The organism is Marinobacter zhanjiangensis (assembly GCF_014651935.1).
GTDB lineage: Bacteria > Pseudomonadota > Gammaproteobacteria > Pseudomonadales > Oleiphilaceae > Marinobacter > Marinobacter zhanjiangensis.
Genome location: NZ_BMXV01000002.1, coordinates 207,656 through 220,681 on the forward strand (window position 1 = coordinate 207,656; position 13,026 = coordinate 220,681).

The following is a 13,026-nucleotide window of genomic DNA, read 5'->3' on the forward strand; positions in this document are numbered from 1 at the left end:
TTCCTACCGTCTTGAGCTGAGGGGGAGCCTTGGTTAACGTGGCCAGAGGTTGGCCACGGTGCCATTCCGACCTTCCGGGCTGACAGGGAGCCGATCATGCCAGGGAATATTCCGCACGACCGTTATCTGCTGATTATCGGAGCCATGAAGTGTGGCACATCCTCCCTCTATGATTATCTGTCCGGCCACCCTCAGCTCTGTCCGGCGCTGACCAAGGAGCCTGAGTTTTTTTCCTCCCACCAGCGACATGGCGTAAATGTCGACGATTACGAGCGTTTATGGGACTTTGACGAAAGGGTTCATCAATACGCCATGGAGGCTTCCACGGGCTATACCAAATTCCCGGAGGAAAGTGGCGTGCCGCGGCGAATTCACGATTATGGTATTCGCCCCCGGTTCGTCTACATTGTTCGCAACCCGTTTGACCGAATCGTTTCCCATTATAATTACATGCTACGGGATGCCGATTTTGATAACCGGCTTCTGGACGATCACCTGATCAACACCTCCAGTTACTTTCTGCAGCTCAGCCAGTACCGGGAGCTATTCCCGCAAGAGGATATCCTGATCCTGGATTTTGACGAGCTCAGGTCTGACCCCGGAGAGGTCATCGGTCAGGTATGTCGTTTCCTGGGGGTGAAGGATGACTACCGGCCGCCCCGCTTTCAGGTTGCCAATCAGACCAGGGTGCAGAGCCCGCTGGAGCGGTGGCTGAAGCGCTCGCCCCTGGGCAGCGCTTCCCGGCGCCTGCCGGCCTCCGTGCGCCGTTCGGCTCAGCGCATCCTGGCGTCGATATCGTCTGGCCGGCCACGCACGCTGAGCCCGTCAGAACGAGCGTATATCCTGGAGCGACTGACGCCGGACATGCAGCAGTTCCAGCAGGCGTACGGTTTCGATATAGCCCGCTGGGGATTCCAGCCGGCCAGCACCGGAACCAGGGACATGGGGCTTTCTGGCTTCAGTCAGCCAGGCATTTGTCCCTAAGCGCCGGGACACTGCTTTTACAGGACTCTTGAGGAGATAATGCTTGCGGAAGAAACTGGTGATTGTGCTGTGTCTTGCACTCAGCGCTCTGGCCCAGGGCGTCACCGCCGGGCCGCCTGAATCTGCGCCGGCGTTGACGATAACTGACCGGCAGCTGGAATGGGTCGGGGGACAGGTGTTTCGTAATGAATGCAGTTCCCGTCAGTCCTGCCTGGTGCACTGGAACCGGGGTGAGCATTTCCCGTCCCTTGGTATCGGTCATTTCATCTGGTACCCGGAGGGTGTCGATGGTCGCTTTGTGGAGAGTTTTCCATCGCTGGTGACCTACATGGGAACACAGGGGGTGGACCTGCCTGACTGGCTTGCCCGGCAGGCGCCGGCAGGCGCGCCCTGGCCAGATCGCGATGCTTTCCTGCAGGCGGAGCAGAGCGACCCACGAATCCGGCAGTTGCGTCAGTTGCTGGCGGATCAGCAGGCCACGCAGGCTGCCTTTCTGTTATTGAGGGCCAGGGAGGCCCTGAACGACGTGGCAGCGGCTTCCGCCAACCCCGATCGCACGCAGGAAAAGATCAACGGACTGACAGCCACGCCTGGCGGAATCTACGCCCTGATCGACTACGTCAATTTCAAGGGCGAAGGGCTCGCCGAATCCGAGCGATATCAGGGTCTCGGCTGGGGGCTGTTGCAGGTGCTGGAGGCCATGCCCGGGGAAGCCTCGCCGCGTGATACCGTGCTGCAGCAGTTCAGGGAGGCGGCGGCTTACGTGCTGGCCCGACGGGCGGAAGGGTCCGGCCGTGACATTGAAAAAGACCAGTGGCTGCCGGGATGGCTGAAACGTGTGAACACCTACCGGGAGCCATCCAGTGCGCCGTGAACTGAACGGAGCACCCGACAGTCCGCTGAATCACCGAGCCCGGCCAGCTGTTACTTCAGCCAGTTGCGAAGCTTGACCGCCAGCCGCTCGGCATCTGACAGCTGGTCACGTTCCGCCAGTATCTGAGCCAGCACATCGGGCCTGTCCGTGATGATGCTGTCTACCCCCATATCGATGAATTTCGACATGGCGTCCGGGTGGTTGACCGTCCAGACATACAACTCATACCCCACCTGGCGGGCCCGGGCGACAGCCCCCGGGGTGACCCGGTTATGACGCAGGCCGAGGATATCAAATTGCTCGTCTCCCAGGGGGCCGATCACGAATTCGGCGAGCAGAGCGGTTCGCAGGCCGGGCTCCATGGCCCTGGCGTCGTTCAGTACGTGGCGTTCGGCCGCGGCGATGATGGTTCCTTCGAGAGCATCTTCACGGCGAAGTTCGGTGACAACCTGACGGGCCAGGTCGCGGCTGTTGTGGTCCGGTTTGAGGTCAAGGAACAGGTTGGCCCGGCCCCTTGCCAGTTCAATCAGTTCCTTGAGCGTCAGGATCCGTTCGCCGGCGAAGTCAGGCGAGAACCAGGCTCCCGCGTCCAGGGTGCGGAGGTCGTCCCATTCAAGCTGCGAAATGCGCTCCGGGCGGCCATAGACCCGTTGCAGATCGGCATCGTGCCACAGTATCAGCTTGCCGTCCGCCGTCATGCGAACGTCTGCTTCGAGAAAGTCGGCACCGTCGGTAATCGCCCGTTCCAGGGCGCTGGCAGTGTTTTCCGGGGCGACGAACGCGTTGCCCCGGTGAGCCGTAATGGAAACCTCGTCCTGCACGCCGAAGGCCCCCACGATCATCACCGCCTGCACGATGACGACGGTCACCAGCACCGTTTCCACCAGCCAGGCCCTTGCGCCGGCGTTGGCGGGTGGGGGTGGCGCATGATGTTGGCGTGAATGCCCGCTGGTGGTCAGATAGACCCGATAGATCAGCAGGCTGTACCCCGCCGACAGCACGAAAACCGCCACGATCATGGTCAGCAGATACAGGGCAATGTAGGCGGTAATGGCGGGAAGCAGCACTTTTGGACTATCGGAAAAGAGTGCCAGGTAGGGGCTCCCCATAAGCTGGAATGCGTAGGTGACCAGCAGCGGCAGCAGAAACAGCAGCCCCCCGAACAGGGCGATCGGAATGATAAGCCGGCGTTTACTGTCATGGATGCGTCGGCTGCTCTCCGCCAGGGCGCCCGTGGCCGTTCCCTGTTCCAGAGTGGCAATGGGCTCCGCCAGGCTCCAGCGCAGGAACAACCAGCCATTGCAGATGACCATGCCCGCCAGGGCGGCTGCAGCGACACCAACGAACCACCACAGCTCAGGGGGGCGGGTAATCCGGACGAAATAGACTTCATATTGTGACAGCAGGCCCCACCAGGCCAGGGCAACTGCCAGCAGGAATGGCATGGCGATGATCAGGTGCCCCAGTACCTGCAGCAGGGCCAGCATCAGCAGTCGGCCGGATCGCCGGACCACCAGCCAGAGGGCTGCCAGGGTCAGGCGGTATTCACCGGCACGATCCACCGAGGAGGCAATCACCGTCATACCGGCCTGTTCCAGAGTAAAGGTGGCCAGTACAGCGGTCAGGGTGACCACCATCCACACCAGGCCGCCACCGGACAGCAGGAAAGCGGCGATGCCACCAGTGCTGATGGCGCCCTTACCGGTTACCGGGTCCAGAGCCGAGACCAGTGTGCTGAATGCCGGCCCTACCAGGGCCAGCGTGAGCCCGGTAAAGAACAGGTGATACAGCATCAGGCTGCGCCGGTGCCGGCGCAGGATGCCGAGGGTGTCGGTAATCAGTCTCATCATTGCACGTCGAGGGAGGGTCCCCGGGGAAGTCTGGCGGATTCATCGAACAGGCGCAGGCGTTGTTCCAGGGTCAGGAATGGCTCCTGATCGGAAGCCGCCAGTGAGCCAAACAGACGTGTCGGGGTAAACCGCCAGGTCTGGCAGCGAACCAGGCTTTCGGTGCAAGCGAGCAGGCTCCCGGACTCCCGCAGGAAAAACTTCATGCCGGTATAGGTATCGGCCAGCATCAGTTCCCTTTCTGCGCCATCGCCGTCACTCAGCAGGCTGCGTCCGGTCATGGGCACGCCCGGTTCGGCGGTAGCGGTGGCGTCAAGAATCGTCAGCGGAATATCCAGTTGTGCCACGATACGGTCGCGGTCTGCGTAATTCTGCAGATGCTCCGGCCGGGCTGGCCGTACTGCCAGCACTCCGGTATTGCCGTTGAGGGGGAAAAAATCCTGGCCCTGACGCACGAAACCACCGGACTCGTCGGAGGTGACTATCACCAGGGTGTTATCCAGCACTCCGTCCTGTTCCATGGCATCCAGGAAACCGATCAGTTCATCTGCCATCACCGACATGGCGTTGCGGCGGGCTTTCTGGGGGTCGGTTGGCAGTGGTGAGGCCTCGTTGCTGCCTTCTGTTGTATCGGCCGCAATTTTGCCGCCGGTATTGAACGGATGGTGTGTTCCCACGTTCAGCAGGGTGACCAGCCATCGGGATTCGTTCCGGTCAAGCTCCCGCAGTCGCTGTGCCACATCAGCAAAGTAGACCGGATCCGGCGGCCCCCAGCCTTCCGCTTTTTCGCCCCCCTTATCAAACGCATCGGCACCGGTCACCCGGGTAAACCCGGCCCGCGGCATGAACCGGTCCTTGCTCATGTATTGCAGTGGTGCTGCCTGCCAGTAGGCGGTGGTATAACCCTGGGCCCGCAGCAGCTCGGGCATACAGAGGGGGAAGGCTTCGCCGTTGGCGACATCTTCCAGCTTTATGGACAGGCGCTGGAAGTCCGGATACTGGCCGCACAGGATGGCGAAGGTGCCCCGATCCGTTTGCCGCTCCATGCTGAGTACGTTGCGATATAACCGGAAGCCCTTGTCGTCGAGGGCCGCTTCCAGCTTCGGCAGGGAAATGGCGGGGGTTAGCCCGTGATAGTCACTGATGGAAGGGAAGTACCCGGCCGACAGGCCTTCCACCATGATCAGCAGGACATTGGGAGGGTCGTCCACATCGGGGTTGGCCAGGTCGGCCTGGAAATAGTCATCATCGGCGTCGGAAGTGGCATTCCTGGCCACTTCCTTGCCGATCTGCGACCCGGCAGGCGCCAGGATTGCGCCCGGAACCTGGGCCAGCATACTGGCCACCACATTATTTCGGGAGGTCGTCAGGCTGTGAGACGCGGTCAGATAGATCAGGGTGGTAGCTACCACCAGCAGTGCGGCGGATGAATTCTGGCGTGGGGGGATCGGGAGCAGCCAGCGGTAGGCACTGAGCAGCAGCCAGGCAAGGCCGATGTAGACCGGCAGGAGCAGCAGATGTGGGCTAAGCACGGAGGACGCCAGGAACACCGGGTCGGCACTCTTGGCCACCATGGACAGCCGTGGATAGGTGCCATGGGCCGCCAGGTGCATGGCGGCGGTCATCAGCAGGCCGCTGAGACCAATCAGCAGCACCCATCTGAGCAGGAGAGTACGGGCAAGCGCCAGCAGGCCGGTCAGAATGGCGGCCCCCGCAAGATCACTCAGCAGCATACGCCCGATCTCGGGTAGCACACCGCTGTGCAGAACAAGCGCTGCACGAACCAGCAACAGCCAGGCAAACGCCAATACCAGAGTCTGGCCAAGCCGCCGATACTGGGCTGCCCGGTAGAGTGACATATCAGACTCCCTGTAGCAGAGGCGGAATCAGTTTATTCCAGCGGCTGTTTCTTCAGTACCGGTTCTTCATCAGCCGATACCTCCAGCCACCAGGCATTCTCGGCCCAGTCTCCCAGCACGATCCGCCGTGCCGGCTGACCGTTGGCTTCCAGCTCATGGACTGCCGGGCGATGGGTATGGCCGTGGATCAGGCGTTGCACCTTGTGCTCTTCCATCTCACGGACCACTTCCTCCGGCGTCACGTCCATAATGAACTCTTCCTTGCCCTGGTTTTTCGCCATGCTGATTTCCCGCAGCTGGCGGGCCACGGTCTGGCGGTCCGCCAGGGGGCGTTGCAGGAACATCTGTTGCCACTGCTGGTTGCGCATGGTGGCGCGGAACTTCTGATACTCCACATCGGCTGTGCATAAACTGTCGCCATGCATCAGCAGGGTGGGGGTGCCGTAAAGGTCTACCACGATCGGGTCCGGCAGCAGGGTGGCGCCGCAGCGATCGCAGTAGTCTTCCCCGATCAGGAAATCCCGGTTGCCATGCATCAGATAGACAGCGGTACCGCTGTCGCTGACAGCGCGTAGCGCCTCCGCCACCTGGTTCTGCAGGGGCGTTTTCTCATCGTCCCCGATCCACGCTTCGAAAAAATCCCCCAGGATGTACAGGGCATCAATGCCCATGGCCTTGTCTTTCAGGAAGGCGAGGAAGGCATCGGTGATGTCAGGGCGGGCTTCTTCCAGGTGAAGGTCCGAGATGAAGCGCGTGGTCACACGTCGCTCCTGTCTTCGATAACCTCCGCTTTCTCGATGATCACGTTCTCACTGGGGACGTCGTCGTGCATGCCCCGGCTTTCGGTGCGCACGGCACGAATCCGGTTGACCGTGTCCATGCCATCGACCACCTTGCCGAACACGCAGTAGCCCCAGCCGTCAGCATTCCTGGCGGTATGATCCAGAAAACCGTTGTTCTCGGCATTGATAAAGAACTGGGCTGTGGCGGAATGCGGGTCCATGGTACGGGCCATGGCGACTGTGCCCTGCATGTTGCTCAGGCCGTTGTCGGCCTCGTTCGGGATCGGGTCACGGGTTTTGCGGGGCTGCATGTCCGGAGTGAAGCCGCCACCCTGAACCATGAAGTTGGGGATCACGCGGTGGAAAATCAGGCCATCGTAGAAGCCATCGCGAACGTACTGTTCGAAGTTCTTTGCGGTTACCGGAGCCTTGTCATGGTCCAGTTCCAGCTTGATATCCCCATGTGAGGTCTGCAGAAGAATCATTCGGTTGTCCTGTATTAGTCGTGGTTTCGTCAGTCTGTCGCCTATTGTACTGGAGAGTGGCTGTGCGTGCATGGCGGGCGCCGAGCTTTGAGGCGTCCGTCTGCATGAATACGATGTTATGGGCGATTGCTTGAATGCACACCAGGTTAACTATACTGGGGACATTAGAATCGACGGAGAACACTATGGCGTCATCCAATGGCGACAGGCTTGCCCGTTACCGCAGTAAACGTGACTTCAACCGGACCTCGGAGCCGGACTCTGGCAAGGCCCCGAAAGACCAGCGTTTTGTGATCCAGAAACACGATGCGTCCAGCCTGCATTATGACCTGCGCCTGGAAATCGATGGCGTACTGGTATCCTGGGCAGTGCCCAAAGGGCCGTCCACGGACCCCTCGGACAAGCGACTGGCGATCCAGACCGAGGACCATCCGCTGGATTATGCGGATTTCGAAGGCTGTATCCCGGAGGGGGAATACGGTGCGGGTACCGTTATGGTCTGGGAGCGTGGATCCTACCGTAACCTTCGTTCCGGGAAGGACGACAAACCCATGAGTATGTCGGCAAGTCTCGCCGATGGCCTGATTGAAGTCTGGCTGGAAGGTGAAAAGCTCAACGGCGGCTATGCCCTCAAGCGGATTCGCGATGGCCGCAAGCCACAGTGGCTTTTGATCAAGATGGACGACGAGGGCGCAGGCGCCCGTCGTAACCCGGTGTCGACCGAGCCTGATTCTGTGAAAAGCGGCAGGACCATCGCCCAGATTGCCCGGGAGGAGAACCAGGGGGATGACTGACTGGCGTGCCGGGCTGAACGAAGACGAGCGGGCGAAGCTGTGTGATACGGGGTTTCCGGAGTGGATGGATGCCATGAAGGCGACCCTCACGGATGACCACTTCTCGTCGCCGGACTGGATCTTTGAGCCCAAACTGGACGGCGAGCGGCTGCTGGCGTTCCGGCGCGGGAACAAGACACATCTGTACTCCCGAAACCGGAAAGAACTGACAGACACCTACCCGGAGCTTGCGGAGGCACTGGCCGCTCAGGCTGACAGGGATATGGTGGTTGATGGGGAAGTGGTTGCCTTCGACGGTAACCGGAGCAGTTTCCCGAAACTGCAGGGACGCCTTGGGATCAATGATCCGGATGAGGCGCGGGTCAGCGATATCCCCGTCTTCCTGTACCTGTTCGACGTGCTCTACCTGGATGGCTACGATGTTCGGGAGTTGCCCCTGCGAACCCGCAAGCAGTTGCTCAAGCAGGCGTTACAGTTTGATGATCCGCTGCGATACACCTCTCACCGGAACAGTGATGGCGTTCAGTTCTACGAGGAAGCCTGCCGCAAGGGGTGGGAAGGGGTGATTGCCAAGCGGGCTGACAGCGTCTATCGCGAGTCCCGATCGAAGGACTGGCTCAAGTTCAAGTGTGTTAATCAGCAGGAACTGGTCATTGGTGGCTACACCGATCCGCAGGGCGAACGGACCGGGTTCGGTGCACTCCTGCTCGGGTATTACGACAACGGGGAGTTCTGCTACGCCGGCCGGGTGGGCACCGGGTTTGATGAGGACATGCTGGAGGATCTCCACGCCAGGCTCAGTAAGCTGGCGCGCTCGCAAAGCCCGTTCGACACGGCCACGCCGGAGAAGGGAAAGGGCACCCATTGGGTCAAACCACAACTCGTCTGTGAGGTGGCCTTCACCGAGTGGACCAGGGACGGGCGACTGCGACACCCCCGCTTCCTGGGGCTACGGGACGACAAGTCGGCTGGTGACGTGCGGCGTGAACGTCCGGCCTGACAGACGAATCGATCTGGCGAAGGAACTCAGAGATGGCTGAAAGGCAGTTTGGACCCCACACAGTTAACGTCTCCAATGAGGATAAGGTGCTGTTTCCGGATTCCGGCATCACCAAGGGAGACCTGATCGACTATTACGAAGCGGTAGCGGAGACCATGCTGCCACACCTCAAGGATCGGCCACTGGTCCTGCACCGGTTTCCGGACGGGTTAGAGGGTAGCGGGTTTGTGCAGCAGCGGGTCTCGGATCACTTCCCGGACTGGCTCGAAACCGAGCGGGTGCAACGTGCGGATGAATCCTCCGGAAGTGTGGAGCATCCGGTCTGCAACAAACTGGCCACCCTTGTGTACCTGGCCGACCAGGCCGCCATTTCACTGCATCGCTGGCTGTCCCGCCGGGACAAGCTGGATTCGCCGGATCTGTTGGTGTTTGACCTGGACCCTTCAACGGATGCCTTCGCCCCGGTTGTCGATGCCGCCCACCGGGTTGTCGAGTTTATGGAGGAGCTGGGGGCCTCGCCCCATATCATGACCACCGGTTCCCGGGGCCTGCACGTGGTGATGCCATTACGTCGTGACGATGACTTCGACGAGGTCCGGTCCGTGGCCCAGCGTATGGCCGGTGTGCTGGCCGACCGGTATCCGGACGACCTTACCACCGAGCATCGCAAGCGCAAGCGGGGCAAGCGGATCTACCTGGATGTGCTGCGTAATGCCTATGGCCAGACGGCGGTGGCGCCCTACTCGGTGAGGGCAAGGCCGGGTGCGCCAGTGGCCACGCCCCTGCATCCGAAGGAGCTGGAGGACCCGGATCTGCGACCGGACGGTTTCACCATCAATGACCTGCCTGGGCGCCTGGAGAAGCAGGGCGATCCCTGGCATCGCATAAAACAGCACGGGGTGGCACTGTCGACAGTCGGCAAGGTACTTGAGCGCCTTTGAGGGCCCGGGCCGGCGCTCAGTTGTTTCCATGAAAAGTCAGCGACTTTACGGCGCGGGCATGAGTTAACGGGTGTTTTATGCGTATAATGGGCGGTTTCAGATCCACTTATTTCATTTCGAGACCTTATGAGCGCCGAGTCGAAAAAAGCCCATAACTTTATACAGAGCCTGATCGAAGACGCCATCGAAAAGGGTGAGCATACTGGCAAGGTCGTGACCCGGTTTCCGCCAGAGCCCAACGGCTACCTGCACATCGGCCATGCCAAGTCCATCTGCCTGAATTTCGGCATCGCGGAGACCTTTGCCGGCGAGTGCAACCTGCGCTTCGACGACACCAATCCGGAAAAGGAAGAGCAGGAATACATCGACGCCATCAAGCGGGATGTCAGCTGGCTGGGCTACGAATGGGCCGGGGATGTGCGGTTTGCGTCCGACTATTTTGATGCCATTTACGATTTTGCGGTTGAGCTGATCGAGAAAGGCAAGGCCTACGTCTGCGCCCTGACCGCCGAGGAGATGACCGAGTACCGCGGCACATTGAAAGAACCGGGCAGGAACAGCCCTTACCGTGATCGTTCTGTGGAAGAGAACCTGCAGATGTTCCGGGACATGCGCGACGGCAAGTTCGGCAATGGCGAGGTGGTATTGCGGGCGAAGATCGACATGGCGTCCCCCAATATCAATCTGCGGGATCCGATCCTGTACCGGGTTCGATACGCCGACCACCACCAGACCGGCGACAAGTGGTGCATCTACCCGATGTACGACTTCACTCACCCGATTTCCGATGCCATGGAGGGGATCACTCATTCCCTGTGCACTCTGGAGTTCGAGGACCATCGGCCGTTGTACGACTGGGTGGTGGCGAGCATTTCGGCCCCATGTCAGCCCCGGCAGATCGAGTTCGCCCGGCTGAACCTGAACTACACGGTGACCAGCAAACGCAAGCTCAGACGTCTGGTTGACGAAGGCCATGTGGACGGCTGGGATGATCCCCGTATGCCTACCATTTCGGGCATGCGCCGCCGTGGTTTTACACCCGCCTCAATCCGCAATTTCTGCGACATGATTGGTGTGAACAAGGCCGGCGGTACCGTGGATGTGGGCATGCTGGAACATGCCATCCGCGAAGACCTGAACACCCACGCCCCCCGGGCCATGTGTGTCATGCGGCCTTTGAAGGTTACCCTGATCAATTATCCGGAAGACAGAACGGAGACGCTGGAATTACCGGTGCATCCCCAGAACCCGGATATGGGTACCCGCCTGGTACCCTGGACCCGCGAGCTGTACATCGACCGTGAGGACTTCGTGGAGGAGCCCCCTCGCAAATGGAAGCGGCTGGCCCCGGATCAGGCGGTGCGGCTGCGTGGCGGGTATGTAATGACCTGTCGTGAGATTATCCGCGACGACAGTGGCGAGATTGTCGAACTCAGGTGTGAGTATGATCCGAATACCCTGGGCGTGAATCCGGAAGGCTACAAGCCCAATGGCGTGGTCCATTGGGTGTCCGCCACCGACAGTGTGGAAGCGGATATCAATGTGTACGATCGCCTGTTCAATCATGAGAACCCGGACAGTGACAAGGATACGGATTTTACCGACCATCTGAATCCGGATTCACTGGTGCGGCTGGAAAAGGTTAGGGCAGAAAAGAGCCTCGGGCAGCCCCGAGGCGATGTGCCTTACCAGTTCGAGCGGGAGGGGTATTTCTTCTTTGACGAAGAGGCCTCCGAGGCCGGGCGTCTGGTGTTTAACCGGACCGTGACTCTTCGGGATTCCTGGGGTAAGGGCAAAGGCTGAATTCGCCAACTTTGGGGGGGAGGGCGCGAGCCGGTAAGACATTCCGGGACACGCCGTGAATACATCCCTGTAGGCTCTTCAAAAACGTCCCTGTTTTTGAAGGTCCCGGAATGTCTTACCGGCTCACGCCCGACCAGCCATGGGGCGTGTTCCCAATTCGTTAATTGCATGATTCGGGTGCTTACCGCGTGATTAGAATCTACAACACCCTCAGCCAGCAAAAGGAAGATTTCCGGCCCATCCAGCCGGGCAAGGTGCGCATGTACGTCTGTGGTATGACGGTGTACGACTACTGTCACCTGGGGCATGCCCGGGTGCTGGTGGCCTTCGATGTGATTACCCGTTACCTGCGCCACCGGGGCTACGATGTGCACTACGTTCGCAATATCACCGATATTGACGACAAGATTTTGCGCCGGGCCGACGAGAATGGCGAAACGTTTACCGATCTCACCGAGCGCATGATCAGCGCAATGCATGAGGATGAGCACCGTCTGGGCGTGCTGGCCCCCAACGAGGAGCCGAAGGCCACGGACTTCATTGATGAGATCATCGCCATGATCCATCAGCTCATCCAGAAGGGGCATGCGTACGCTGCGGACAATGGCGATGTCTATTTCTCCGTGGACAGCTTTGACGGCTACGGCAAGCTCAGCAAGAAGAAGCTGGAAGACCTGCTGGCCGGTGCGCGGGTGGATGTGGACCAGGCCAAGAAAAGTCCGGCGGACTTTGCACTGTGGAAGGCGGCCAAGCCGGGAGAAGTGAGCTGGCAATCACCCTGGGGTGACGGCCGGCCGGGCTGGCATATCGAATGCTCCGCCATGTCCACCAAATGCCTGGGTGATACCTTTGATATCCACGGCGGCGGGCCGGATCTGTTGTTCCCCCACCACGAGAACGAGATTGCCCAGTCCGAGTGCGCTACCGGCCATCACTTCGTGAACACCTGGATGCATGCCGGTGCCATCCGGGTGAACAAGGAGAAGATGTCCAAGTCCCTGGGCAACTTCTTCACCATCCGCGAGATTCTGGACAGCTATCCACCGGAAGTGGTGCGTTACTTCCTGGTATCCAGTCATTACCGTAGCCAGGTGGATTACTCCGAGGACAATCTGATCGAAGCCGGCCAGACGCTGGAGCGGCTGTACCACGCCCTGCGTGGCGTGATTCCCGGCAAGGACGTGCCGGAGACCGACTTTGACCACCAGTTCCACGAGGTGATGGACGACGACTTCAATACCGCCGGCGCCATTAGCGTGCTGCACGGTGTGTCCGGAGCGCTGAACCAGGCACGGCGGGATGGCGATGAAGACCGTATCCGTGAACTGGCGGCCGTGCTGGTCCGCCTGGGCGGCGTGCTGGGCCTGTTGCAGCAGGACCCGGAGGCGTTCTTCAAGGCCGGTGTGCCCGATGACCTGTCCGCAGAGCAGATCGAAGCCATGATCGAGGCTCGCGCCAATGCCCGGAAAGAGAAGAATTTTGCCGAAGCGGACCGTATCCGCGACGAACTGCAGGAAAAGGGCGTCATTCTCGACGATAGCCGTGAAGGGACCAGCTGGCGCCGGGGCTGAGTGGCAAGGTGTGAAATAGCCCCCGTTATGGCGTAAACTATCGCGCCCCGAGGTATGAGCAAGAGGCACCCGGTGGATGACGTCAT

11 protein-coding genes are annotated in these 13,026 nt (G+C 60.3%); 7 read left to right on the plus strand and 4 right to left on the minus strand.

What is annotated here, in order from left to right:
• Positions 1-96: 96 nt before the first annotated feature.
• Both IE079_RS04435 and IE079_RS04440 read left to right on the plus strand, forming a co-directional pair.
• Positions 97-984: a sulfotransferase domain-containing protein gene (locus IE079_RS04435; RefSeq protein WP_189573443.1), complete on the plus strand. Its 888-nt coding sequence runs from the start codon at positions 97-99 to the stop codon at positions 982-984.
• Between the two features lie 43 nt (positions 985-1,027).
• Positions 1,028-1,858 carry a hypothetical protein gene (locus IE079_RS04440; protein WP_189573445.1) on the plus strand — a complete coding sequence of 277 codons (831 nt, stop codon included), beginning with the start codon at positions 1,028-1,030 and terminating at the stop codon, positions 1,856-1,858.
• Between the two features lie 50 nt (positions 1,859-1,908).
• Here the strand turns inward: IE079_RS04440 and IE079_RS04445 are convergent, their stop codons facing one another.
• The 4 genes from IE079_RS04445 to IE079_RS04460 are packed head-to-tail and all read right to left on the minus strand — an operon-like array spanning position 1,909 to position 6,831.
• The gene (locus IE079_RS04445; protein ID WP_189573447.1) at positions 1,909-3,708 is read right to left on the minus strand and encodes a glycerophosphodiester phosphodiesterase; all 1,800 of its coding nucleotides are present in this window, start codon (positions 3,706-3,708) and stop codon (positions 1,909-1,911) included.
• On the minus strand, positions 3,705-5,564 hold the full coding sequence (locus IE079_RS04450) for an LTA synthase family protein (protein WP_189573449.1): 1,860 nt from the start codon (positions 5,562-5,564) through the stop codon (positions 3,705-3,707). The genes IE079_RS04445 and IE079_RS04450 overlap by 4 nt, the downstream gene beginning before the upstream one ends.
• A gap of 32 nt (positions 5,565-5,596) precedes the next feature.
• The gene (lpxH, locus tag IE079_RS04455; RefSeq protein ID WP_189573453.1) at positions 5,597-6,325 is read right to left on the minus strand and encodes a UDP-2,3-diacylglucosamine diphosphatase; all 729 of its coding nucleotides are present in this window, start codon (positions 6,323-6,325) and stop codon (positions 5,597-5,599) included.
• Positions 6,322-6,831, minus strand: a complete 510-nt coding sequence (locus tag IE079_RS04460; RefSeq protein WP_189573455.1) for a peptidylprolyl isomerase — start codon at positions 6,829-6,831, stop codon at positions 6,322-6,324. Before IE079_RS04460 ends, lpxH begins: the two co-directional genes overlap by 4 nt.
• A 185-nt stretch (positions 6,832-7,016) precedes the next feature.
• Between IE079_RS04460 and IE079_RS04465 the strand changes: the two genes are divergently transcribed.
• From IE079_RS04465 to cysS, 5 genes are all read left to right on the plus strand, one after another.
• Positions 7,017-7,625 (plus strand): DNA polymerase ligase N-terminal domain-containing protein, encoded by a 609-nt coding sequence (locus tag IE079_RS04465; protein ID WP_189573458.1) that lies wholly within the window; start codon positions 7,017-7,019, stop codon positions 7,623-7,625.
• Positions 7,618-8,625 (plus strand): non-homologous end-joining DNA ligase, encoded by a 1,008-nt coding sequence (gene ligD / locus IE079_RS04470; protein ID WP_189573461.1) that lies wholly within the window; start codon positions 7,618-7,620, stop codon positions 8,623-8,625. Before IE079_RS04465 ends, ligD (IE079_RS04470) begins: the two co-directional genes overlap by 8 nt.
• Before the next feature lie 32 nt (positions 8,626-8,657).
• Complete coding sequence (gene ligD, locus IE079_RS04475) at positions 8,658-9,566, plus strand: non-homologous end-joining DNA ligase (protein WP_189573464.1); 909 nt, start codon at positions 8,658-8,660, stop codon at positions 9,564-9,566.
• Positions 9,567-9,692: 126 nt separating this feature from the next.
• Entirely contained in the window at positions 9,693-11,369 is a 1,677-nt protein-coding gene (locus IE079_RS04480) for a glutamine--tRNA ligase/YqeY domain fusion protein (RefSeq protein ID WP_189573467.1), read from the plus strand.
• Between the two features lie 188 nt (positions 11,370-11,557).
• On the plus strand, positions 11,558-12,940 hold the full coding sequence (gene cysS / locus IE079_RS04485; RefSeq protein ID WP_189573470.1) for a cysteine--tRNA ligase: 1,383 nt from the start codon (positions 11,558-11,560) through the stop codon (positions 12,938-12,940).
• The last annotated feature ends 86 nt before the right edge of the window (positions 12,941-13,026 follow it).